Here is a 24,658-nt window from a genome sequence, read left to right as displayed (position 1 = left end):
GGGTTCTACTCTTTGAGAAGATTATTGATTACTCTCATCGACAAATCCACCGCCTTTACATCCTTGGTCAGCGCGCCAATCGACACGTAATCAACGCCTGTATCCGCAATCGCCCTCAAGGTGTTTTCATTAACGCCACCCGAGGCCTCTAGCTTGGCACGACCTCGGGTAATGCCAACCGCTTCGCGCATTTCATCCAAGCTTAGTTCGTCGAGCATGATGATGTCGGCTCCCGCATCCAGTGCCTCGCGTAGTTCCTGCAAGCTTTCCACTTCGACTTCCACCGGCTTGCGGGGGGCGATTTTGTGCGCGGCGGTGATGGCGTGGGCGATACCGCCGCAGGCGGCGATGTGGTTTTCTTTAATAAGGAAGGCGTCGTACAGGCCGATGCGGTGGTTGTGGCAGCCGCCTTGGGTGACGGCGTATTTTTGCGCCAGTCGCAGGCCGGGTAAGGTTTTGCGGGTGTCTAGCAGTTTGACGCCGGTGCCTTGCACAAGGGCTGCATAGTGCTGGCAGCGAGTGGCGACAGCGGAGAGGGTTTGCAGGAAGTTCAGTGCACTGCGTTCGCCGCTCAGCAGGGCGCGGGCCGGGCCTTCTAGTTCAAACAACACCTGGTTGGCTTCGGCGCGTTGACCATCCTCAACATGCCAATGCACGGCAACCCGAGGGTCGAGCTGGCGGAATACCGCATCCACCCAGGCGGTGCCGCAGATGATCGCGGTTTCGCGGGTGATGACCTTGGCATGCGCTAGGCGCTCGGCCGGTATCAACTGCGCCGTGATGTCGCCGCTGCCGATATCCTCTGCCAGTGCGCGGCGCACGTTGGCCTCGATTTCGTGGGCGAGGTCGGCAAGGATAAGGTTAGGCATGTTGGGCTCCAGTCAGCAGAATGCGCTGATTATAGGGAGTGATGACCATTTACGCAGCGTTTGCAGCTGCTCTCTGGCGGCTGTGCGGCTATGCTAAGTGAGCCTTATTGAGTTGTGTGTCTGCCGTTGCAGCAATATGTTGTTGCGTTGGTCGTTTGCAGATAACCGTTGGGAGGCTGCAGCGCTGCATCTGTGACTTGGGTCATGTCTGGAGTAAATGTCGGCTTGGTATGCGTGCGCGCATCCTTATAATGACTTTACTTTTTAGAATTGTTGACGCCAAGCCTTTGACGTTACGGATGACGCTCAGTTGATCGCTGTGCAGATCGGTAAGCCCAAGAGGGGCAGTCTGCAGGAGACTCACCATGAAGACTGATGCGAATGTGGTGCACCTGAGTAAGGTGAGCACTGAGCAATCGCCCACTTCGCCAGTAGGAAGACTGCCTGTGGCGCTGACAAATGTGCGTGACAAAGCGGCGCAACAGCTGAAAACAGCGTTGCAGGCGCTGTTTGATAATGCCGACGATACGCTGTTCGAGATGGCCGACCGCGCCACCAGCAATGCTGAGCAAAATGCCTTTTTCGAGGCCATGCGTGATTTGCGCTTGAAGCGTAAAAACATCGAGCGCGGCTTTTTGCAGAAGGTGTTTGAAGCCTTCGCCACCCTTAACCAATATGAAATCGGCAAGCCAGCGCCTTTGGATGCGGTGTCGTTTGATGCCTTGTCGCTGGTGCAGAACGATGCGCTGGAAGAGTCTGTAGCGTTGGATTCCATGGTGGCCAAGGTGCTGAGCCGTGACGCTACGGCGCTGAGTCACCTGACCACGCGCTTTAACGCCATGGTCAGCAAGAAACTGGATGACAAGAGCAATCCGATTGGCCCAACCAGCCTCTGTGGGTTCTTTTTGGATGCTTGCAGCAGCTTGGGCGTGGAGATCAAGGTCAAGCTGATCATCCTTAAGCTGTTTGAGAAGTACGTGCTCAGCGGCCTTGATCATTTGTATGCCGAAGCCAACCAAGCGTTGATCGCTACGGGTGTGTTGCCTGAGCTCAAATCCGCGCCGGCGCGGCGAAACCCGTCGCGTGCGAGTGCCTCAGCCCGAGGCGCGGGGCAGGATGAGCCTTCTGAATTGTCTGCTGAGTTTGCTGATGAAGGTGTGCAGGAGGTGTTTGGTGCGCTGCAGGAGCTGCTTTCGCAAGCACGCGGCACAGCAAGCCCGCGGCGCAACCGGCCGGCAGACGCGATGCCGATCTCCAGCAATGACCTGATGCGCCTGCTCTCGCACATGCAGCAGCGTGCGCCGGCGCAGGTGAGTGATGATTTTGATTTACGTGAGCAGCTTGAAGGTTTGCTGACCCGTGCCAGCGCTAAAGCCGGTAAGGCGCGCGTGGTGGGTGAGGTTGATGAAGACGTTATCAATCTGGTGTCGATGCTGTTTGAGTTCATCCTCGATGACCGCACCTTACCGGACTCGCTCAAGGCGCTGATCGGCCGTTTGCAAATCCCGATGCTAAAAGTGGCGGTGATCGACAAAACCTTCTTTAGCCGTGGCAGTCATCCTGCTCGGCGTTTGCTCAATGAAATTGCCTCTGCCGCCTTGGGTTGGGGTGAGCATGACGATGAACAGCGTGACAGCCTGTATCAAAAAATTGAGCAGATTGTGCAGCGTCTACTCAATGACTTTGTCGACGATCCGCTGATTTTCTCTGAACTGCTGGCTGACTTTTTGGCCTTTACCGGCGATGAGCGCCGCCGCAGTGAGCTGCTTGAACAACGCACCCGCGATGCCGAAGAAGGCAGCGCCAAGGCTGCGTTAGCACGGCGCGAAGTGGAGCAGGCGTTGAATCAGCGGTTGCTCGGTAAGACTCTGCCGGAAGTGGTGGTGCGCTTGCTGCAAGAAGCCTGGAGCAAGGTGCTGATGCTCACCTGCTTAAAGCATGGCGTGGAGTCCGCGCAGTGGCAGACCGCGTTGGCAACCATGGATGACTTGGTGTGGAGTGTTGAGCACCATGACCAACCAGAAGCACGCATGCAATTGCTTGAGATGGTGCCAAGCTTGCTTAAAGCGCTGCGTGAAGGCATGGCCAGTGCGGCGTTTGATCCGTTCTCCACAGGTGAGTTTTTCAGTCAACTGGAAGCCCTGCATGTGCAAGCCTTCCAGCGCTTTAAGCGCAATTTGCCTGAAGAAAATCTGCAGGCCGATGTGCCGGTGCTTGTCGAGTTTGATGAGGCGCAACGGGCGACGCTGGCGGAAGTCGGGATTGAGCTGCCATTGCTAGACCTGCCCGCTGAAGAAGCCGTTACAGAGCCAGCGATGATTGAGGTGGTTGAAGAAATCATCCTGCTGGCGCCCGGTGAGCTGCGCGCCGCTGAAGCGGAAATCAGCCTGCCAGACGACGACGAAGCGCTTATCCAGGTGGACAACCTGCGGGTCGGCAGTTGGGTTGAGTTTCAGGAAGATGAAGAGCACAAACTGCGCTGCAAGTTAGCTGCGGTGATCAAACCGACCGGCAAGTACATCTTCGTCAACCGTACCGGCATGAAGGTGCTGGAAAAAACCCGCATGGGTTTGGCCGTCGAGTTCCGTCGCAGCGCTATTCGTTTGTTGGACGATGCACTGCTGTTTGACCGGGCGTTGGAATCTGTGATTGGCAACCTGCGTAGGCTCAAAGGCACTTGATGCTTTGCTGTTGAGTTGCAACCACGCCGCCGACGGTCATCCTCGGCGGCGTTTTTGTTTGGCCTTGCATTGGTTGCGAGGTTTGCAGCGGTATACAGTTGGTCAAAGCGTAAGAATTAACAGGCGATGCTGACGCGCTTAGCGTCGAGCTCATTTATGGGCGAGGGGCAGAGAGTGTCTTCCCGGCTTGGGTGGGCATCGTCTCTGCCATGTGGGCCAATGCCTGCTCAGGCTCACCCTTGGCCTTGGGGCGGCGCTGCACTAGAGTAGCAGCCTGATCAAGGAGCTTTTTATGCAGCTAGACCCCTGCAGCGGCTGGTGCGATGGCGTCCGGCACTGCCCGTCCCCGAACTTCAATCAGCGGCCGCTGGGCGAAGTTTCGCTGTTGGTGATTCATAACATCAGCTTGCCGCCTGGTGAGTTTGGTACGGGTAAGGTGCAGGCGTTTTTTCAGAATCGTTTGGACGCAGCCGAGCATCCCTATTTCGCGGGCATTGCTAACCTGCAGGTGTCTGCGCATTTCTATATTGAGCGCGATGGCGTGGTCACGCAATTTGTTGGCTGTAATGAGCGCGCTTGGCATGCCGGGCAATCACGGTTTGCCGAGCGGGAAAACTGTAATGATTTTTCCCTAGGCATTGAGCTTGAAGGTACCGATGATCTGCCTTTCACTGGCGTACAGTACGTCGCGCTAATCGAGTTGGTTCAGCAGCTGCAAGCGACTTATCCAGCCATCACCCTGGCGCGTATGTGCGGGCATAGCGACATTGCCCCAGGGCGTAAGACTGACCCCGGCTCAGCATTCGACTGGACACGTTTACGTGCGGCATTGCAGCAAGACAAGGAGCTGAAATGAATTTTCTAGTGCTACTGCTGGTGCTGTGGGTCGAAAAGTTTTCGGCTTGGCGTAACCGCATTCAAAATGACGGGCATTGGCTGCGCTTTTTGGCAACGACTGAAAGCAAACCGCGCTGGGCTGAGCGGCCTTGGTTGGCGTTGGCGCTGCTGGTGCTGCTGCCACTGTTAGGGTTAGGGCTGATTCTGCAGCTGCTAGAACCTGTGGCTTATGGCTGGCTGGTTTTGCCAGTGCATCTGTTGGTGGTGATTTACAGCTTGGGTCGTGGTGATTTGCTCGCCGCGCTTGGGCCGTTTCGTGACAGCTGGCGCCGAGGCGATGCTGAGGCGGCGTATCTAGTTGCCCGACGCGATTTAGCATTGGAAGCAGATGACGAAGGCACATTGCTGCATAGCGTGCAGGGCTATTTGGTTTGGCAGGCGTACCAGAGCTTTTTTGCGGTGATATTTTGGTACGCGCTGTTAGGGCCTTTGGCGGCGTTGGCCTATCGGCTGATTGCCCTGACCTGCGAGCATGCCACTGCGCCTGCTTTGCGTGAGGCTGCCGCACAAGTGCGCCACGGGTTCGACTGGTTGCCGGTGCGCGTGTTGGCCGCGAGCTTCGCCTTGGTCGGTAACTTTGCTGGGGTTAGCCGCACGTTACTGCATGAGCTGCTCAGTTGGGATATCAGCGCCGCGCAGTTGGTGACTAACACGGCGCGCGCCGCTGGCGAGATACCCGAGCCGGTGATTGGCGAGGCTGGGGTCAGCAGTTTGGACGGTCTCTGGCAATTGTTGGTGCGCGCGGCGGTGTTCTGGTACGCGGGCTTTGCTGTGTGGACCCTGCTTATTTGATCTATTCGCTCCATAGCCATGCAGCACCGCGCACACCGCTGGAGTCGCCATGTTGGGCCTGTAACAGGCGTGTATTGACCTTGTCGGAGAAGACATAGCGCGGCAGCAATGGCGCAACTTCAGCGTAAAGCGCGGCGCTGTTAGAAAGGCCGCCGCCGAGGACGATGACATACGGGTCAATCAGGTTAATCACCGAGGCCAGGCCGCGCGCCAGTTGGTCGCAATAACGAGTGAAGGCCAGTTGTGCTGCTGGATTGCCGGCCTCAGCTGCGCTGACTAAGGCGCTCGCAGCCATGCCAAGGCCACTGCGCGCGGCCCAGCCCGGGCCGCTTAAAAAGGTTTCGATGCAGTCATCTTGGCCGCAGTAGCAACGCCGGGCTGGGCCGTCCTCGCTGCGCCGCCATGGCAGGGGGTTATGCCCCCATTCTCCGGCAATGGCATTCGGGCCGCTGAGCAGTTGCCGATTCACCACAAGTCCGCCACCGACGCCGGTGCCAAGAATTACCCCGAAGACACTAGCCGCCCCAGCTCCGGCGCCGTCACAGGCCTCTGAAAGGGCAAAGCAATCGGCGTCATTGGCTAGGCGCACGGGGCGTTGCAGGCGCTGCTCAAGATCACCCTGCAAGTCTTGGCCAATCAGGCATTGCGAGTTGGCGTTTTTGATACGGCCATGGTCGGGGGAGCGTGTGCCGGGGATGCCAACACCGACGCTGCCGCGACAGCCTAGCTCGCGCTCGCAGGCTTCGACCAAATCGGCGATCTTGCTGACGGTTTGTGGATAATCACCTTGTGGCGTCGGCATGCGTCGGCGTAATACTTGGCGACCGTTGTCGAGGGCGATGATTTCGATTTTGCTGCCACCCAGATCAATGCCCAGCTTTAGAGGTGTGTGCATAGTTAACCTTAAGTTACAGAGGTTGAAGTCGATAAGGGGTATACATGAGTATGAGCTCGGTTGCGGTTGTGCGACATTGGTCACGCTAATCTGCGCCTATCTACCGAGCGAATCCAAATGCCGCAGGTCGAGCTGTAATGTATACCTAGGGTGCCATCTGCCAAGCTGTGCGGCCCACGTGTAAACCGGCACAACAATAATTAGAACTGGAGACGTCCTGTGAAGACCGTGTTGTATCCGGCCATTGTGCTGATGAATCGCCTTAGTTTCGGCATGAAATTCAGTTTGATCAGCGTGCTGTTTTTTCTGCCCATGCTGGTCACCAATTTCTATCTCGTACGAGACTCCTACCGACAATTTGTCAGCACTCAGGCGGCGCTTGAGAGCATTGATCTGCTGGGCGAAAGCCTGACATTGCGGCGCAACATTGAAGACTTTGTCGACTTAAGCGAGATCAACTCAGTGATCGGCCAGTCCGGTCAGGCGGGTGATCTTGATGCGCGCGCGGCGACCCTTCACAAAACCATTGCCAGCTCGCTGCAGGGCATGGCGGCGGTGGTCCGCGAAGCGGAACAGGTTGATGAGTTCAATGCCAAGCGCGATGAACTGATCGCCGAGCTGGCGGCCGTGCAAAACGAGTCGTCCGTGCAAGGCAAAATCGCCTTAGCGGAAAAACTGCTGGGTTCCTCGCAAGTGTTTATCAAGCTGATCGCCAGCCAAGCCGGTTTGAGCCAAGACCGTCAGGGCTCAGTGCGGCAGATGATTGAGCTGATCAGCGTGGCCACGCCGAAGGTCACTGAGGCGCTGAGTGAAGGGCGGGCAATCGGTGCCTACTCGTTAGGCCAGGGCTTCCTTAACTCCGCATCCAGCACCACTTTTGATGAGCTGTTGTTGGACTTGGAAAAGCTCCACGCCGAGTACGGTTTGAGTTTGCAAGCCACGCTCAATGCCAGCCCACAGGCTCGCACCGAGTTGGCCGGCCAAGCAGCAAGCAGCTTGGATACGTTAAAAACCATGGCGGTCTTGTTTGAGGACAAAGTGGTAATCGCCGACACGCTGGACATGCCGTGGGCGCAGTACTACAGCGACGTCAGTGCGGCAATGGCGCAAACCTATGAGCTCAATAGCGCTGTGCTGGCGTACCTCGATAAGCGATTGCAGGTGCGTTTGGAAGAGAACCGCGTGCAGATGGCGCTGCTGGTAGCGGCTCTGTTGGTGGTTTTTCTGCTGATTCTCTATCTGTATGGCGGCTTCTATGTGTCGATCCGCACCACGCTTAAAAGCCTTGGTCAGGTGATGAACCAGGTGGCTGCCGGCGACATGACGGTCAGCTTCAAGCCGCAAAGCCGCGATGAACTGGGCGAGCTGGGCCAAGTCTTTAATGAAACGGTGAGTAAGATTCACCAGTTGATTGAACGCGTCGGTCAGACGGTGGTTGAAGTTGAGCGTCAAGCCGTTCGGGTGCAGCAGGTTTCCGAGGAAAGTAACCAAGCGGTAGCGGGCCAGCGCGGGCAGATTGATCAAGTGGCCACGGCCATGAATGAAATGTCGGCAACCGCTCAGGAAGTGGCGAGCAGTGCTGCCGCGGCGGTGAGCAGCGCGCAGAGTGTTAATGATGAAACGGTCAGCGGCCGCGCACTGGTTGAGTTGCAAGTGGGTAGCATCCAGCGTTTAGCTGGGGAAATTGACCAGTCCATGACGGTGATTAACAAGCTGGCCACTGACAGCGCCTCGATCAGTCAGGTGCTGGATGTGATTAAGGGCATTGCCGAGCAGACCAACTTGCTGGCGCTAAACGCTGCCATCGAGGCCGCCCGAGCGGGTGAGCAGGGGCGCGGTTTTGCCGTGGTCGCCGATGAGGTGCGCAATTTGGCTAAGCGCACTCAGCAGTCCACCCAAGAGATTGAGGCAATGATCGCTAAGCTGCAAAGCGGTGTAGGCGCGGCGGTTAAGTCGATGAGTTCCAGTCACAAAATGGCAGACAACACGGTGAGTGAATCTGACAAGGTGCAGCAGGCGCTGGAGAATATCCTCGGCGCAGTCGGCATGATTGTTGACCAGAACCAGCAAATCGCCACGGCCGCCGAAGAGCAAACGGCCGTGGCCCACGATATCGACCAGAACATTGTTGAGATCAGCCAGGCGGGTGAGCGCACCGCCGAAGGTGCCAGCCATACCGAGCAGGCCAGTCGCGAGCTGTCTGGTTCGGTGGCACAGTTGAAACAGCTGATCAGCGCGTTCCGCGTCTGATAAAGGTTTAACTTGAATACAGCCCGCCACCTTGGAGGGCTTTTTTATTCGCGATCCATAAGCTCGTTCAAGCGCGCTCGGCCATCGCTGAGAGTGCAACTGAGGTGGCCGCTGTGCGGGTTTCGACCCCGAGTTTGATGTAAACGTGCTCCAAATGTTTGTTCACTGTGCGCGGGCTGAGGCCGAGAATATCGCCAATATCTCGGTTGGTTTTGCCGCAAGCCACCCAGCGCAATACGTCTACTTCGCGCCCGGTAAGCTGAAAGCGCGCTGAGAGCATGGCATGGGCTGGTTGGTCGTTGAGCGTCAGCGGTTGTGCTTGGCTGGCCGCTCGTGCTGTTTGCAGGATGCGTGCGGTGCGCAAGTGCGAGGCCACCCGGGCAAGTACTTCCTCGGTGTTGATCGGTTTGGTTACGTAATCAATGCCGCCGGCCGCGAAGCCTTTGACCACATGCTCGCTGTCAGTCAGTGCGGTCATGAATAGCACTGGGATATCAGCGGAGCCAGGGTCAGCCTTGATTCGCTGGCAGGTCTCGAAGCCATCCAGCCCGGGCATCATTGCATCCAGCAGAATAAGGTCGGGGCGTCGGCGCTGGATACGGCTTAGGGCGCTCAAGCCATCCAGCGCTACCAGTACCATATAGCCTACTTCGTCCAGCGCATCAGAGAGCAGGGCCAAGTTGTCCGGTGTGTCATCGACGATTAGGATCACCCCGCGCTCTGCTGGGCTGGGACTTTGGTCAGGTGGATTGATCTGCATAGTGATGCTCGACCTCCTTGAGTTGGCGGTTAAATTCGTCCAAGCGGTAGCCTTTCACCAAGGCTCTTAGGGGCGCAGTGAAACTGACGCTGGCGGGCGTTAGCTGATCAATGGCATCGAGTTTCTCCTGTATGCCTCGGATGTAGCCAAGAGCTCCAAGTTCGCGCAATGCGTCGAGATCGCTGGCACTTGGCAACACGGAAACTGCAGGGGCTGGTTTTGGCCGTGGTGTTGAGCGCCGCAACCACTTAAGCGCAAGGTGCTTGTGGATACGCTCGAGTAACTCCGGCGTGTGCACTGGCTTAGCCAAGTAGTCGTTGCATTCCGACGCCACGCTGCGTTCACGGTCATCAGCAAAGGCGTTGGCAGAGATCACGATGATCGGAGCGTGGGACATAGCATTGCGGCGTATCAGTCGGCTGGTTTCCCAGCCATCCATTAAGGGCATCGACAGGTCCATCAGGATCAAGTCAGGGTGAAGCAGGGCCGTTTGGCGAATCGCTTCCTGACCGCTGGCGGCCTGGATAATCTCGAAACCCAGTGGCTCGAGCATACCGGCCAGTACGCGGCGGTGTTCGATGTGGTCGTCCACCACGAGGATCCTTCGGCGCGAACCTTGGTAGCCAATAATGTCGTGTTCCACATGCACCACCGCTTGAGGCACCCGCACCTCGGAGAGGAACAGGCGGACCTGAAAGCGGGTGCCCTGATGCAACACGCTTTTTACCGACAGTTCACCGCCCATCAAGGAGGTCAGCATGCGCGTAATGGTCAAGCCGAGACCGACACCATTATCTTGGCGCATCAGGTCGCCGCGCTCGAAGGGTTGAAAGAGCCGCTCCATCTGCTCTGGATCGATGCCTATACCGGTGTCGACGATTTCGAAACTGGCGGTTTCGCGTAGGTAGCTGACGCGCAGGCAGACTTCGCCGCTGTCAGTGAAGCGCACCGCATTGCCGAGTAGGTTGATCAGAATTTGCTGTACGCGCTTTTCATCGCCGCGAACCACCGCCGGCATGCGCCCGCTTATGTCCAGGCGAAAGCGCAGGCCCTTTTCTTCGGCCTGCGGGGTAAACATACGTTCAAGCTGGTGAATAAATTCTGGAAAGGGGATTTCGCTCGGTTCTAGGTTGAGTTTGCCAGCCTCAATCTTGGCCACATCGAGCAGCCCATCGATCAGCGCCAGCAGGTGCGAGCCGCTGCGAAAGATGGTGCCCAGAGCATCTTTGTGCTGCCCGGGCATGTCGGCATCACGTTGCAGAATCTGGGTGTAGCCGAGGATGCTGTTGAGCGGCGTGCGCAGCTCATGCGACAACCCGGTGACATAGCGACTTTTTGCCGCGTTAGCCGCCTCACTGGCTTCCTTGGCTTTCTGTAAGGCTTCGTCAGTTTTCCGGTGGGCTTCGATTTCTTGCATCAACAGTTGGGTCTGGCGATCGGATTCTTCTTGCGCCACACGTCTACTTTCGCGGGTTAAAACCACCCACCAAGCAAGAATAGCGGCGAACAATGAGAGCGTCAGGAAGGCTTTGAGAAACTCCAGGTAAAGAGTCTCCTGCGCCTCTGGGGATTGCGCCACCAAGCCTTGGGAGATCTGGCTATAGATCAGCGCTAAGGCACCGAATAACAGCAGCATCAGTACAGTCAGCAGGCCCAGATATTGCGCCAAGCGACTGTGCAAGCGTGGAATTGAGACCCTGGGAAACAGCCAGTGAATAAGCTCGTCAAGCTGTTCAGACATACGTGCCTGTGGTTTGCAGGCATCATCACAACGGGCATCAAGTGAGCAGCACAGCGAGCAAATGGGTGTGCTGTAAGCCGGACAGAAGGCCATGTCTTCGGTTTCAAAGGCGTTGCTGCACAGGCCGCAATCCACAGTGGTGGTGACGCCGAGTGGGTACAGCAGTAACGGGTCACTGCTGCGGGCTAGGTAGTAACGGCCACCGGTCAACCAGGCAATCAGGGGTGCAAATAGCATCGCCGAGCCCAACGCGACAACCGGCGATGCGGCTTGGGCTAGCTGGCCGAATAGTCCGGCGTGGGCTAAGACCGATAACAAAGAGGCAATCAGCATGGCGCCAACGCCCACGGGGTTGATGTCGTAGAGGTGTGCCCGCTTGAATTCGATGTGTTTGGGTGACAGCCCTAGCGGTTTATTGATCACCAAGTCGGCGACCACTGCACCGATCCAAGCAATGGCAATATTGGCATACAGACCGAGCACCTCCTCGATCGCCTGAAACACGCCCAGCTCCATCAAAATCAAGGCGATGGCCACGTTGAACACCAGCCACACCACACGTCCGGGGTGACTGTGGGTGACGCGGGCAAAGAAATTTGACCACGCCAGCGAGCCGGCATAGGCGTTAGTCAAATTGATCTTGATTTGGCTGACGATAACAAACAGAACCATGGCCGCCAGCGCCCACTCAGGCGAGCTGAACACATAGGTGAACGCCACCAGGTACATCTGCGTCGGTTCGGCTGCATGCTCCATGGGTATTTCATGCTGCAGGGCGAGAAAGGCGAGAAAGGCTCCAGCGAGCATTTTCAACGCGCCAGGGATGATCCAGCCGGGACCGGCCATCAGCAGCGCCGCCCACCAGCGCTTGCGATTACGCGAGGTTTTTTCTGGCAGGAAACGCAGGTAGTCGACCTGCTCGCCGATCTGCGTGACCAGTGCTAAGGCCACGGTGCATGCCGCGCCGAAATGCAGCAGGTTAAAGGCGCCACCTTCGCCTTCGCGCCCGGCAAAGGTGGTCCATTCACTGAAGGCTTCAGGGTTTTTGCTGATGATGAATACGTAGGGCAGAAACAGCAGAAACAGCCAAAGTGGCTGGCTCCACATTTGTAATCGGTTGATAAGCGTAATGCCGTAGGCCACCAGCGGAATGATGATCACCGAACAGATCACATAGGCCAGCGCCAAGGGGATGTTGAAATACATCTCTAGGGCCAGGGCCATGATCGCCGCCTCAAGGGCGAAAAATAGAAAGGTGAAGCTGGCATAGATGAGCGAGGTGATGGTCGAGCCCATATAGCCGAAGCCCGCACCACGGGTCAGCAGGTCCATATCCACGCCATAACGGGCGGCGTAGTAGCTGATCGGTAGGCCAGTAAGGAAAATCACCAAGCTCACCGCGAGAATGGCCCACAGCGTATTGGTGAAGCCGTAACTCAGCGCTAAGGCACCGCCGATCGCCTCCAATGCAAGAAATGACACCGCACTCAAAGCAGTATTACCGATGCGCAGTTCGGACCACTTGCGAAACGACTTGGGAGTAAACCTCAGGGCGTAGTCTTCCATGGTTTCGTCAGCGACCCAGCTGTTGTAGTCGCGGCGGATCTTAACGATGCGCTGAGTGCCGGTCGGTTGCACGGGAAAGACTCCTGAGTCGCAGTTAATACAGGTGTATGAATTTGCAACATCCATGCCCTAAGTCGGTATAGGCCGCTCTTGCGCGGTCGCGGTTCTTATCAGGGGTCAGAGCATGCTCTGCGGGCGTGATCCTGCACCGCCATGGGGCGCAAAGCGCTACGTCAGATGACGTAGGCCGTTACGTCAACCTGCGTATACCGCCTTGGGAGGTGAGCAACGATGCTGGTGGCGAACCGAACTGGCAGCCGCAAGGTGAGCCGGGGAGGAAAACCACCCAGAGGAGCATGACCATGGATTCACCAACTCGCTTTCTCCCTCGTCGGCTAGCGTTGGGTGCTGCGGCGCTCTCGCTGCTGGCGGCCAGTGTGTTCAGCCAGATGGCTGTGGCGGACGTTAATACCACCGGCCTGGCCATCACCGATACGGAGGTGACGGTTGGCCAGCTGCATTCGGCCACGGGCACCATGGCTATTTCCGAAACCGGCTCGATCCAGGCTGAGCGTCTGGCCATTGAGCAGATCAACGCCAGTGGCGGCATCCTCGGCCGGCAGATCAAAATCATTCAGGAAGACGGCGCTTCCGATTGGCCAACTTTTGCCGAAAAAGCCAAGAAGCTGTTGGTTGGCGACAAGGTAGCGGCCGTATTTGGTTGCTGGACCTCGGCCTCACGCAAAGCGGTGCTGCCGATATTCGAGAAAGAAAACGGTTTGCTTTACTACCCAACTTTTTATGAAGGGTTGGAGCAGTCGAAGAATGTCATCTACACCGGTCAGGAAGCCACCCAGCAGATCCTAGCGGGCCTCGACTGGATCGCTAAAGAGAAGGAAGCCAAAACCTTTTACCTGATTGGCTCTGACTATATCTGGCCGCGCACCTCGATGAAGATCGCGCGTAAGCACATCGAGAATGTGCTCGGTGGCAAGGTTGTCGGCGAGGACTACTACCCGCTGGGCAACACCCAGTTCGGTTCGTTGATCAACAAGGTCAAGCTGAAGAAGCCTGACGTGGTCTTCACCGCTGTAGTGGGCGGCTCCAACGTGGCGTTCTACAAGCAGATGAAAGCGGCTGGCGTGAACAGCGCTAAGCAGACCCTGCTGACCTTGTCGGTGACTGAGGACGAATTGCTGGGCATTGGCGGCGAGAATATGGAAGGTTTTTACGCCTCCATGAAGTACTTCCAGAGCCTCGACAACCCCAACAACGCCGCGTTTGTTGAAGCCTTCAAAGCCAAGTACGGCCAGGATTCGGTCATCGGCGATGTAACTCAGGCGGCCTACCTTGGCCCATGGTTGTGGAAAGCCGCGGTTGAGAAAGCCGGCAGCTTTGACGTCGACAAGGTCGCCGCCGCTTCCCCAGGCATTGAGCTGACCACCGCCCCTGAAGGCTACGTCAAGGTTCATGAAAACCATCACCTGTGGAGCAAGACCCGCATTGGCCAGGTGCAAGCTGATGGCCAGTTCAAGGTGGTCTTCGAATCCGACCTGATCGAGCCAAACCCTTTCCCTAAGGGCTACCAGTAACAGCGGCTTAGGCCGGATCCAACAGCAGGCGTACTCATCAGGGTGCGCCTGCTAACTGGCAGAGAGCGCCTTGAATGCGGACGCTGCCAGCCCGGCCTGACCTTTCTTTTTTATTCCAGCAGGAGACCATCATCATGGAATGGCTATCGGAGTTTGGTGCCATCGCGGCTATGCAGGGCTTTAACGGCTTGTCCGTTTTCTGCGTCCTGTTGCTGATGGCCTTGGGGCTGGCAATCATTTTCGGGCAGATGGGTGTGATCAACATGGCCCACGGTGAATTCCTCACCATCGGCGCCTACACCACCTATGTGGTTTCGATTTTGACTGAGCAATACGCGCCGTTTTTTGGCCCGTATTATTTTTTTCTCGCCATCGTGCTGTCGTTTTTTATCGCCGGTGCGATTGGCTGGCTCGTCGAATGGGCCATGATCAGCAAGCTTTACCAGCGCCCGCTGGATACCTTGCTGGCCACCTGGGGCCTGTCGCTGGTGATGCAGCAGGGCTTCCGCTCAATCTTCGGCGCCCGTGAAGTCAGCGCCACCTTGCCGGATTGGCTAATGGGCTCGTGGAACCCCACCGAGGCCATCGATATTCCGCGCAATGGCCTGTTCGTTATGGGTCTGACGTTCCTCATGACCGCCATGATCTTCATCATGCTCTACCGCTCGCGCTGGGGTTTGCAGGTGCGAGCCACGGTGCAGAACCGGGTGATGAGCCGCGCGGTGGGGATCAACACCAAGAAGGTCGACCGCATGACCTTCGCCCTCGGTTGCGGTGTAGCTGGCGTGGCCGGTGCAGCGTTCACCACCATCGGTTCGACTGGGCCAACGGCAGGTTCGCTGTACATCGTTGACACCTTCTTGGTGGTGGTGTTCGGCGGCGCGTCCAGCTTGCTCGGCACCATCGCTTCTGCCTTCAGCATTGCCCAGGCGCAATCGCTGATGGAGTTCTTCATGAGCGGTTCGATGGCCAAAGTGTTCACCCTGTCTGCGGTGATTCTGATTCTGATGATGCGCCCCCAGGGGCTGTTCTCCATCAAGGTGCGTAAGTAAGGAGCCGTCTGATGAACCCGACACTCGATAAACTTCTCGGTGGCAAACAGGGTGCGATTGGCATGCTGGTGTTGGCCGTGCTGATCCTGGTGGTGTTTCCACTGGCGCTGGATGCCTTCCGCCTGAACATGGTGGGTAAGTACCTGACCTACGCCTTCGTCGCCGTTGGTTTGGTGCTGTGCTGGGGCTATGGCGGCATTCTCAGTCTCGGCCAGGGCGTGTTCTTCGGCCTCGGCGGTTACTGCATGGCCATGTTCCTCAAGCTTGAAGCCAGCGACCCGGAAAGCACCAAGATTCAGTCCACCCCCGGTATTCCAGACTTTATGGACTGGAACCAGATCACTGAGCTGCCCATGCTCTGGCAGCCGTTCCACAGCTTCGGTTTCACCTTGCTGGCGGTGATAGCAGTGCCGGTGATCCTGGCATTAGTGATCGGCGTGGCGATGTTCAAACGCCGCGTCGGTGATGTGTACTTCTCCATCGTCACCCAGGCCATCGCGCTGATTCTCACGGTGCTGATCATCGGTCAGCAGGGCCTCACCGGCGGGGTCAACGGCATCACCGACCTGAAGACGCTGATGGGCTGGGATATCCGCGACGATAGTTCGAAGATGATTCTGTACTTCGTCAATGCCTTCCTATTGTTCGGCTGCATCCTGATTGGCCGCTTCATCCTCGCCTCCAAGTTGGGGCGGCTGCTGATGGCCATGCGTGACAAGGAAGAGCGCGTGCGTTTTTCCGGCTACGACGTGGCCAGCTTCAAGATCTTCGTGTTCTGTGTGGCCGCCGCCTTCTCTGCGATTGGTGGGGCGATGTTCGCCTTGCAGGTGGGCTTTATGTCACCGAGCTTCGTCGGCATCGTGCCGTCGATTGAGATGGTGATCTTCGCGGCGGTCGGCGGGCGCATGTCGCTGCTTGGTGCGGTGTGGGGCGCGCTGCTGGTCAACTACGGCAAGACCTACTTTTCCGAAACCTTCCCCGAGCTGTGGCTGTACCTGATGGGCGGTCTGTTTATTGTCGTGGTCATGTACTTCCCCAACGGTATCGCCGGCGTGTGGCAAAGCCACGGCGTCAAATGGCTGGGCAAGCTTAAGCGCACACCTGCCCCAGTCGCCACGCCCACGACGCCGCCTGAAAACCCTGATCCCAGCAGTCAACCACGTAACCTGGAGACCACCCTATGAGCCAGCCAAGTGGATTTCATATGCCCAAGCCGGTGCTGGCTGTCGAGGGCCTGAGTGTATCGTTTGATGGGTTCAAGGCTGTCGATGATCTCAACCTGTATATCGATCGCAACGAAGTGCGTGTGGTGATTGGCCCCAATGGCGCCGGCAAGACCACCTTGCTTGACCTGATCTGCGGTAAGACCAAAGCCACCACCGGCAGCATTCAGTTCGAGAACCGCGAACTGACCAAGATGCGCGAGTTCGACATCGTTCGTGCCGGCGTTGGCCGCAAGTTCCAGAACCCCTCGATCTACGAAAACCTCACGGTGTTCGAGAACCTGGAAATGTCCTACCCCAAGGGCCGCAAGGTATGGGGCGCGCTGTTTTTCAAGCGCACGGCCGAAGTGATCGAACGGGTAGAGCAGATCGCCGCCGAGATCATGCTCACCGACAACTTGCACCTGCAGGCAGACCTGCTCTCGCACGGGCAGAAGCAATGGCTGGAGATCGGCATGCTGCTGATGCAAGACCCCGCGCTGCTGATGCTCGATGAGCCGGTCGCCGGCATGAGTGTCAACGAGCGGGCGCAGACTGCCGAGCTGCTTAACCGCATCAGCAAGGGCCGTTCGGTGTTGGTGATTGAGCACGACATGGAATTCGTTAAGAGCATCGCGCACAAGGTCACCGTGCTGCACCAGGGCAAGGTATTGGCCGAGGGCAGCATGGAGGCGGTGCAGAGCAATCCGAAAGTCATTGAGGTGTATCTGGGGCATTGAGCCCTGTTTGTAGGGTGGAAATCGCCGCCGGCATTTCCACCGCTGCGGTGGGCAAGCGAAGCATTGCCCACCCTACCGGACTGTATTGGAGTGACGCATATGTTCCAGATCAGCAACCTTGCCTCTGGCTACGGCCAGAGTCAGATCCTCCACGACCTCAGCCTGAATGTGGAAAAGCGCGAGATCGTCGCGGTAATGGGCCGTAATGGCATGGGTAAAACCACCCTGTTCAAGAGCCTGATGGGTGTGCTGCCGCAGTGGGGCGGGCAGATCAGTGTGGACGGTCGCGATATCTCCACGCTGGAAACGTTTCAGCGGGTGGAAAGCGGCATCGCCTATGTACCCCAGGGTCGGATGATCTTCCCTAGCATGACGGTGCTGGAAAACATCCAGACCGGCTTGCCCGCGTCGGCCAAGGGCAAGGTGCCGGATGATATTTATGCGCTGTTCCCGGTGCTGCAGGACATGCGCTCACGCAAGGGCGGCAACCTCTCCGGTGGCCAGCAACAGCAATTGGCCATCGCCCGTGCGTTGGCCACCAACCCCAAGGTGCTGCTGCTCGATGAGCCGACCGAGGGCATTCAGCCATCGATCATCAAAGACATCGCCCGCACCCTGAAGGAGATTCGTAACCTGCGTGACCTGACCATTGTGGTCTCCGAGCAGGTGCTGTCCTTCACCCTGGAAATCGCCGACCGCTTCTTGGTGATTGAGAAGGGTAAGTTCGTGGTGGAGGAAACTCGCGACAAGGTCGATGAGGCGACGATCAGCCGTTACCTGTCGGTGTGATGGCGCACCCATGTAGCCCGGATGCAATCCGGGACGGATGTTGAATCTGCCCCGGCTTACATCCGGGCTACGGTTTGGATTCCCTGTTTTGCGGCTGGCGTGTTCTCCATACGCTGGCCGTTTTTTCGTTGTGCCGCAAAAAGCCCTGTCGCCCTTTATTTATGCGTGCTGGGCATACGTCATCCGACGTATTTCCCGTTTGTCTTGGTCGTTCAAGACTAGCTCCGTACCCCGGCGCTGTGGCGCCACGTTCCCCTCAATGGCCCCAGGAGCTTTGTCATGACCGAAACGCTAATCAAGGTCGATTTAAATCAACCTGCCACGCACAACGAGCAGATCCACAACCGCTGGCATCCGGATATTCCGATGGCCTGCTGGGTCAAACCGGGTGACGATTTCATCCTCGAAACCTATGACTGGACCGCTGGCGCGATCAAGAACAACGATGATGCCAGTGACGTGCGCGACGTTGACCTGTCGACCGTGCATTACCTCTCCGGCCCGGTTGGTGTGCACGGCGCTCAGCCCGGCGACCTGCTGGTGGTCGACCTGCTCGACATTGGCGCCATGCCTGACTCGCAGTGGGGCTTCAACGGCTTTTTCTCGCGGCAGAATGGTGGCGGCTTCCTGACCGATCACTTCCCGATGGCGCAGAAAGCGATTTGGGACTTCAAGGGCATGTTCACCAGTAGTCGGCATATTCCGGGGGTGAACTTCGCCGGCTTGATCCACCCCGGTCTGATCGGCTGCCTGCCAGATCACAAGATGCTCGCCGACTGGAACAAGCGTGAGCAGGAATTGATCGATACCGATCCGCACCGCGTGCCGCCGCTGGCCAATCCACCGATGGCTCCGACTGCGCACATGGGCAAGATGAAAGGCGAGGCCCGCGACCTGGCTGCACTGACCGGCGCGCGCACCGTGCCGCCGCGTGAGCATGGCGGTAACTGCGACATCAAGGATTTGTCGCGCGGCTCGAAGATCTTCTTCCCGGTCTACGTTGACGGCGCGGGTCTGTCGGTAGGTGACCTGCACTTCAGCCAGGGCGACGGTGAAATCACCTTCTGCGGCGCCATCGAAATGGCCGGCTGGGTGCACATGAAAGTCGAGCTGATCAAAGGCGGCATGGCCAAATACGGGATCAAAAACCCAGTATTCAAGCCAAGCCCGATCACGCCGAACTACAAAAATTACCTGATCTTCGAAGGCATCTCGGTGGACGAGGCTGGTAAGCAGCATTACCTCGACGTCAATATCGCCTACAAACAGGCCTGCCTGAATGCCATCAACTACCTGACTAAGTTCGGCTACTCGCCGGCTCAAGGTTATGCGCTGCTCGGCTCGGCCCCGGTGCAAGGGCATATCAGCGGCATCGTCGACATCCCCAATGCTTGCGCCACCCTGTGGCTGCCGACGGAAATCTTCGACTTTGACATCAACCCCAACGCCAACGGCCCGACCAAGTTCCTCGACGGCAGCATCGACTTGCCTATCGCCCCCGATAAGTAAGCCTTGTCACATCTCTCTCGTACGCGGGAGAGAGGTTGTTGTGCTTTTTTGATGAGGAGTTTGCCATGCCGATTTATGAATACGACTGCGCCACCTGTGGCGACTTTACCCAGCTGCGGCCTATGGCCGAGCGAGACCAACCCTGTAGTTGCCCCTGGTGCGACGGGCAAAGTGTGCGGGTGATTCTCACTGCACCGAGCCTGGCGACCATGTCGGGCAGTCAACGCACGGCCATCGCCGCCAACGAGCGCAGCGCCAATGCGCCGCAGACGGTTGAAGAATATGCGCAGAGCCGCAAACACCCGAAAGGCTGTGGTTGCTGCACCCCGAACAAACCCCTGGAACCCACCAAGGCAAACCCCCATGCGCTTAAGACCAAGCCCAGCGCAAGGCCCTGGATGATTAGCCACTAAAAAGGGCTATTCGTTGGTAGCAGCGGTCCAGCCAAATACTTCGGCGGCATTGTGGCTGCTGGCGCGGGCTAATTGCTTGGCGCTGATGCCGCGCAGTTCGGCAAGGGCCGCGCAAATAGCGGGCAAGTGTTCCGGGCTGTTGCGCTGGTTGGGGTGCATGGAAGGCGCCATATCCGGCGAATCGGTTTCCAGCACGATGGCATCAAGCGGCAGTTGCGCCACCACCTTGCGTAACCTCAGTGCTTGCGGCCAGGTCGGTGCGCCGCCCAAGCCGAGTTTAAAGCCGAGTTTGAGGTATTCGCAGGCTTGCTCATAGCTGCCGGCAAACGCATGAATGATGCCGCCGCGCGGCGGTGTGAAGCGTTTTAGCGTGGCGATGGCCGGCGCATGAGCGCGGCGCACGTGCAGCAGAGCAGGTAGTTCGAACTCGATGGCCAGCTTGAGTTGTGCCTCGAATAACTGCTGCTGTCGGTCGCGGTCCAGCTGTTCGAGAAAATAGTCCAGCCCGAACTCGCCCACTGCGCAGAGCTTTGGGTGCCCAGCGTAACGGCTCAGCCAGTTGCTTAACGCAGCCACGTGAGCGGGCTGGTGTTCATCCAGGTACACCGGGTGCAGGCCGAAGGCGGCGTACAGGCCATCTTCGGGCAGCACTAGGTCCCACACGCGCTGCCAATTAGCCTGATGCACGCCAAGCACCACCAAACGCTCCACGCCCCGCGCACGGCAGCGGGCCAGCAGTTCGCCGCGATCAGCATCGAAGTCGGGGAAGTCCAGGTGGGTGTGGGTGTCTATCAGGTGCATGGTCTAGTGTGTCTTCAAACAGTGGATTTCGCAGGGAGCAGGGTAGCTTATGGATAGGCTGTTGCGGGAGCGTGCCAGAGCGTTGCGGCGAGGAATGACGAAGGCGGAGCGTTGTTTGTGGCAGCAACTGCGCGCCCATCGCTTTATGGGGCTGAAGTTCAAGCGGCAAAAGCCGCTAGGTCGTTACATTGTTGATTTCGTTTGCTTGGAGAGGCGCTTGATCATCGAGTTGGACGGCGGTCAGCACGCCGAGCAATTTGTGTATGACGAGCGACGTGATTGTTGGTTGCGAACGCAAGGTTTTGATGTTTTGCGTTTCTGGAACCATGAAGTATTGCTGCAAACGGATGCTGTGCTTGAGGGATTGCGGTTGTGGGTGGAGGAAAAGCGGCCCTCTCCCCCAACCCCTCTCCCGCAAGCGGGCGAGGGGAGTTGATCGTGTCGATTTGGTAGGGGATGCATGACGCAAAATCGCGTGTCGCCAACGCACGTGAGATAGGAAGCATATCGACGGCTTGTCGCGTTTCAGCTCCCTCTCCCGCTGGCGGGAGAGGGTTGAAGAGAGGGTGGTAATTTTTTTGGGGTGGCGGGGTTTAATGGTGCTCGCGCGTCGCGCGGAATTTCACGTCGGGCCAGCGTTCTTCCATCAACGCCAGGTTAACCCGTGTTGGCGCCAGGTAGGTGAGATGGCCGCCGCCATCGAGAGCAAGGTTTTCCACTGCCTTGTTGGAAAATTCCTCCAGTTTCTTCTTGTCGCTGCATTCGATCCAGCGCGCTGACCACACGGTGATCGGCTCGTAAGCGCACTCGACCTTGTATTCCTCTTTCAGGCGGCTGGCGACCACATCGAACTGCAGCACGCCGACCGCGCCGAGGATGATGTCGTTGCTGCGCTCGGGGAAGAACACCTGAGTGGCGCCTTCCTCGGCCAGCTGCTGCAAGCCTTGGCGCAGTTGCTTGGATTTCAGCGGGTCTTTCAGGCGCACACGGCGGAACAGCTCCGGCGCGAAGTGTGGAATGCCGGTAAAGCCCAGCGCTTCGCCTTCGGTGAAGGTGTCGCCGATCTGGATGGTGCCGTGGTTGTGCAGGCCGATGATGTCGCCGGCGAAGGCTTCTACGAGCATTTCACGTTCGCTGGAGAAGAAGGTCAGCGCATCGCCGATGCGCACGTCTTTACCGGTGCGCACATGGCGCATTTTCATGCCCTGGCTGTATTTACCCGAGCAGATGCGCATAAAGGCGATGCGGTCGCGGTGTTTGGGGTCCATGTTCGCTTGAATCTTGAACACAAAGCCGGCGAACTTTTCTTCAACCGGCTCCACGGTACGCTCATTGGCCACCCGTGCCAGCGGCTTAGGTGCCCAGTTGACCACGGCATCGAGCACATGGTCGACGCCGAAGTTACCCAGCGCGGTGCCGAAGAATACCGGGGTCAGTTGGCCGTCCATAAACTCTTGCTGGTTGAATTCATGGCAAGCGCCCTGCACCAATTCCAGCTGCTCGGTGAAGCGCGCGTACTCATCACCCAAGTGGGCGCGGGCTTCGTCGGAGTCGAGTTTTTCGATGATTTTTACATCGGTGCGCTCGTGGCCGTGGCCTGGGGTGTAAACGATGATGTAGTCATCAGCCAGGTGGTAAACACCCTTGAAGTCGCGGTAGCAGCCAATCGGCCAGGTGATCGGCGCGGCTTTGATTTTCAGTACCGCTTCGATCTCGTCGAGCAGTTCAATCGGGTCGCGAATATCGCGGTCGAGTTTGTTGATAAAGCTGACGATGGGCGTGTCGCGTAGGCGGCATACATCCATCAGGGCGATGGTGCGCGGCTCCACACCTTTACCGCCGTCGAGCACCATCAGGGCGCTGTCAACTGCAGTCAGGGTGCGGTAGGTGTCTTCCGAGAAGTCTTCGTGGCCGGGGGTGTCGAGCAGGTTGATCATGTGATCGCGGTAAGGGAACTGCATCACCGAGGTGGTGATTGAGATGCCGCGCTGCTTTTCCATTTCCATCCAGTCGGAGGTGGCATGGCGGTCGGATTTACGCGACTTTACCGTGCCCGCGATTGAAATCGCCTTGCCCATCAGCAGCAGCTTTTCGGTAATGGTGGTTTTACCGGCGTCGGGGTGGGAAATGATCGCGAACGTGCGGCGTTTGGCGACTTCGGCGGCCTGGAGGGTCATTGTGCGAGAACCTGTCGACTCAATAGTCGGTCTGTCAAAAAAGGCGGCGATTATAACGGTAAACGCCACTGCGCGCGGCGACCTGTAGTCAGGGGGTAAAACGGCGGTTTTTTAACGCGTTGTGCAGCATTCCATAACGTTTTGTTTTGAATATAAAACGTTCAATCAATAAGGCGACAAAGGGGGTCAAAAGCACGGCATTTTTGATTGATCTCAACCCCTCATAGCCCTAGAGTGCGCGCCCGAACGTCCATGCTGCAACGATCCATCCGGCTCAAGTACTGAGAATTTGCCCAATGTTTGCTGCGCTTGGCCATGCTGCGTTAAAAACCGGCTCGGGCTGCTCATTTACAGCTCGTAAACTCCGCGCCCTCGCCGGTTTTTGCCTTGCCTGACCTGCGCTCGCGACGACCTTGAGCGGATTCAACCGACGAGAGATCGCGTTTCACGTGGTCAGAAAGTGATTCTCGGCGACATGCCTTGGGAAGTAGGCGAACCAAAGTGGGGAAACTGATCAGACGTTCTGGGCCGTTCGCGGCCACCCCCTGAAACGCAGCTGAACCTGTTCCTGGTTTAGCTGCCCGAATCATTGTGTTTCTGGTTTTGCCATTTGGAGACGAGCATGTCGATCAAGATCGAAGATTATTACGCACCCGCCACGTTTCAGCGCATGAAGGCGTTCGCCGACACGCAAGAAACCCCGTTTGTGGTGATTGATACGGCGATTATCAGCCAGGCCTACGACGACCTGCGCGCCGGTTTCGAGTTCGCCAGCGTGTATTACGCGGTTAAGGCCAACCCGGCCGTTGAGATCATCGACCTGCTCAAGGAAAAAGGCTCCAGCTTCGATATCGCCTCTATTTATGAGCTGGATAAGGTCATGGGCCGTGGCGTCGGCCCGGAGCGCATCAGCTACGGCAACACCATTAAGAAAGCCAAAGACATCCGCTATTTTTTCGAGAAGGGCGTGCGCATGTTCGCCACTGACTCGGAAGCCGACCTGCGCAATATTGCCAAGGCCGCGCCGGGCTCGAAGGTTTATGTACGCATTCTGACTGAAGGTTCGACCACGGCCGATTGGCCGCTGTCGCGCAAGTTCGGCTGCCAGACTGACATGGCCATGGACTTGCTGATCCTGGCCCGTGATCTGGGTCTGGTGCCTTATGGCATCTCCTTCCACGTCGGTTCGCAGCAGCGGGATATCTCGGTGTGGGACGCTGCGATTGCCAAGGTTAAGGTGATCTTCGAGCGCTTGAAGGAAGAAGACGGCATCGAGCTTAAGCTGATCAATATGGGTGGCGGCTTCCCGGCCAACTACATCACCCGTACCAACAGCCTGGAAACGTACGCCGAGGAAATCATCCGCTTCCTCAAGGAAGACTTCGGTGACGACCTGCCGGAAATCATCTTGGAGCCGGGCCGTTCGCTGATCGCCAACGCCGGCATTTTGGTCAGTGAAGTGGTGCTGGTGGCGCGTAAATCGCGCACCGCCGTTGAGCGCTGGGTGTATGTCGATGTGGGCATGTTCAGCGGCCTGATTGAAACCATGGGCGAGGCGATCAAATTCCCCCTCTACACCGAGAAGAAGGGCGAGATGGAAGAGGTGGTCATCGCCGGCCCAACCTGCGACAGCGCCGACATCATGTACGAGAACTACAAATACGGCCTGCCGCTGAATCTGGCCATCGGCGACCGTGTGTATTGGTTGTCCACCGGTGCTTACACCACCAGCTACAGCGCGGTAGAGTTCAATGGCTTTCCGCCGCTGAAGTCGTATTACCTGTAATCGCGCGTGCTGTGCAAAGAACCGCTTACGGGCGGTTTTTTGTTTTTTACAGGCCGCGCTACAGGGTCGTTGAAATGGCAATGTGTATGAATATATTTCATGGTCTTTCAGCGGCAGGCCAAGTTCGTCATCCGCCGTGGGGTGGG

At 57.6% G+C, this 24,658-nt stretch carries 19 protein-coding genes; 13 read left to right on the top strand and 6 right to left on the bottom strand.

Translation table 11 applies throughout. The features are described 5' to 3' along the window. Nucleotides 1-5 precede the first annotated feature (5 nt). Nucleotides 6-869: a carboxylating nicotinate-nucleotide diphosphorylase gene (nadC, locus tag WF513_RS14505; RefSeq protein ID WP_339080096.1), complete on the bottom strand. Its 864-nt coding sequence runs from the start codon at nt 867-869 to the stop codon at nt 6-8. A gap of 365 nt (nt 870-1,234) precedes the next feature. Between nadC and WF513_RS14500 the strand changes: the two genes are divergently transcribed. The 3 genes from WF513_RS14500 (at nt 1,235) to ampE (ending at nt 5,239) form a co-directional block, all read left to right on the top strand. Next, entirely contained in the window at nt 1,235-3,550 is a 2,316-nt protein-coding gene (locus WF513_RS14500) for a DUF1631 domain-containing protein (RefSeq protein WP_339080095.1), read from the top strand. Between the two features lie 292 nt (nt 3,551-3,842). Beyond that, the gene (ampD, locus tag WF513_RS14495) at nt 3,843-4,406 is read left to right on the top strand and encodes a 1,6-anhydro-N-acetylmuramyl-L-alanine amidase AmpD (RefSeq protein WP_339080094.1); all 564 of its coding nucleotides are present in this window, start codon (nt 3,843-3,845) and stop codon (nt 4,404-4,406) included. Further along, nucleotides 4,403-5,239: a regulatory signaling modulator protein AmpE gene (gene ampE, locus WF513_RS14490; RefSeq protein ID WP_339080093.1), complete on the top strand. Its 837-nt coding sequence runs from the start codon at nt 4,403-4,405 to the stop codon at nt 5,237-5,239. The genes ampD and ampE overlap by 4 nt, the downstream gene beginning before the upstream one ends. A 1-nt stretch (nt 5,240) precedes the next feature. On the opposite strand, the gene WF513_RS14485 is transcribed toward ampE, so the two are convergent. After that, nucleotides 5,241-6,134: an ROK family protein gene (locus WF513_RS14485; RefSeq protein WP_339080092.1), complete on the bottom strand. Its 894-nt coding sequence runs from the start codon at nt 6,132-6,134 to the stop codon at nt 5,241-5,243. 219 nt (nt 6,135-6,353) lie between these two features. On the opposite strand from WF513_RS14485, the gene WF513_RS14480 reads away from it, so the two are divergent. Further along, a complete protein-coding gene (locus WF513_RS14480; protein ID WP_339080091.1) occupies nt 6,354-8,384 on the top strand; it encodes a methyl-accepting chemotaxis protein in 2,031 nt (676 codons plus the stop codon). 67 nt (nt 8,385-8,451) lie between these two features. Here the strand turns inward: WF513_RS14480 and WF513_RS14475 are convergent, their stop codons facing one another. Further along, nucleotides 8,452-9,144: a response regulator gene (locus WF513_RS14475; protein WP_339080090.1), complete on the bottom strand. Its 693-nt coding sequence runs from the start codon at nt 9,142-9,144 to the stop codon at nt 8,452-8,454. Then, nucleotides 9,125-12,523: an ATP-binding protein gene (locus WF513_RS14470; protein ID WP_339080089.1), complete on the bottom strand. Its 3,399-nt coding sequence runs from the start codon at nt 12,521-12,523 to the stop codon at nt 9,125-9,127. Before WF513_RS14470 ends, WF513_RS14475 begins: the two co-directional genes overlap by 20 nt. A 290-nt stretch (nt 12,524-12,813) precedes the next feature. Here WF513_RS14470 and urtA point away from each other — a divergent pair, with 290 nt between their 5' ends. The 7 genes from urtA (at nt 12,814) to WF513_RS14435 (ending at nt 19,748) form a co-directional block, all read left to right on the top strand. Continuing rightward, nucleotides 12,814-14,043, top strand: coding sequence for an urea ABC transporter substrate-binding protein (urtA, locus tag WF513_RS14465; RefSeq protein ID WP_339080088.1), 1,230 nt, complete (start codon nt 12,814-12,816; stop codon nt 14,041-14,043). A gap of 134 nt (nt 14,044-14,177) precedes the next feature. Then, a complete protein-coding gene (gene urtB, locus WF513_RS14460; protein ID WP_339080087.1) occupies nt 14,178-15,095 on the top strand; it encodes an urea ABC transporter permease subunit UrtB in 918 nt (305 codons plus the stop codon). A gap of 11 nt (nt 15,096-15,106) precedes the next feature. Further along, nucleotides 15,107-16,279 carry an urea ABC transporter permease subunit UrtC gene (gene urtC, locus WF513_RS14455; RefSeq protein WP_339080086.1) on the top strand — a complete coding sequence of 391 codons (1,173 nt, stop codon included), beginning with the start codon at nt 15,107-15,109 and terminating at the stop codon, nt 16,277-16,279. Then, on the top strand, nt 16,276-17,037 hold the full coding sequence (gene urtD, locus WF513_RS14450) for an urea ABC transporter ATP-binding protein UrtD (protein WP_339080085.1): 762 nt from the start codon (nt 16,276-16,278) through the stop codon (nt 17,035-17,037). Before urtC ends, urtD begins: the two co-directional genes overlap by 4 nt. 99 nt (nt 17,038-17,136) lie before the next feature. Next, nucleotides 17,137-17,826 carry an urea ABC transporter ATP-binding subunit UrtE gene (gene urtE / locus WF513_RS14445; protein ID WP_339080084.1) on the top strand — a complete coding sequence of 230 codons (690 nt, stop codon included), beginning with the start codon at nt 17,137-17,139 and terminating at the stop codon, nt 17,824-17,826. Between the two features lie 279 nt (nt 17,827-18,105). Continuing rightward, nucleotides 18,106-19,335 (top strand): formamidase, encoded by a 1,230-nt coding sequence (gene fmdA / locus WF513_RS14440; RefSeq protein ID WP_339080083.1) that lies wholly within the window; start codon nt 18,106-18,108, stop codon nt 19,333-19,335. A 65-nt stretch (nt 19,336-19,400) separates the two neighbouring features. Next, nucleotides 19,401-19,748 carry a zinc ribbon domain-containing protein gene (locus WF513_RS14435; RefSeq protein WP_339080082.1) on the top strand — a complete coding sequence of 116 codons (348 nt, stop codon included), beginning with the start codon at nt 19,401-19,403 and terminating at the stop codon, nt 19,746-19,748. A 6-nt stretch (nt 19,749-19,754) separates the two neighbouring features. Here the strand turns inward: WF513_RS14435 and WF513_RS14430 are convergent, their stop codons facing one another. Continuing rightward, nucleotides 19,755-20,549, bottom strand: a complete 795-nt coding sequence (locus WF513_RS14430; RefSeq protein ID WP_339080081.1) for a TatD family hydrolase — start codon at nt 20,547-20,549, stop codon at nt 19,755-19,757. A 49-nt stretch (nt 20,550-20,598) separates the two neighbouring features. Between WF513_RS14430 and WF513_RS14425 the strand changes: the two genes are divergently transcribed. Next, nucleotides 20,599-20,985 carry an endonuclease domain-containing protein gene (locus tag WF513_RS14425; protein ID WP_339080080.1) on the top strand — a complete coding sequence of 129 codons (387 nt, stop codon included), beginning with the start codon at nt 20,599-20,601 and terminating at the stop codon, nt 20,983-20,985. A 157-nt stretch (nt 20,986-21,142) separates the two neighbouring features. On the opposite strand, the gene WF513_RS14420 is transcribed toward WF513_RS14425, so the two are convergent. Further along, nucleotides 21,143-22,726: a peptide chain release factor 3 gene (locus WF513_RS14420; RefSeq protein ID WP_339080079.1), complete on the bottom strand. Its 1,584-nt coding sequence runs from the start codon at nt 22,724-22,726 to the stop codon at nt 21,143-21,145. 622 nt (nt 22,727-23,348) lie between these two features. Here WF513_RS14420 and WF513_RS14415 point away from each other — a divergent pair. Beyond that, complete coding sequence (locus WF513_RS14415; RefSeq protein WP_339080078.1) at nt 23,349-24,512, top strand: type III PLP-dependent enzyme; 1,164 nt, start codon at nt 23,349-23,351, stop codon at nt 24,510-24,512. Nucleotides 24,513-24,658: the final 146 nt, after the last annotated feature.

The organism is Pseudomonas sp. TMP9, from assembly GCF_037943105.1.
Lineage (GTDB): Bacteria > Pseudomonadota > Gammaproteobacteria > Pseudomonadales > Pseudomonadaceae > Aquipseudomonas.
The sequence above is the reverse complement of the archived record's forward strand: the minus strand, read 5'-3'. Positions and strand labels throughout refer to the sequence as shown.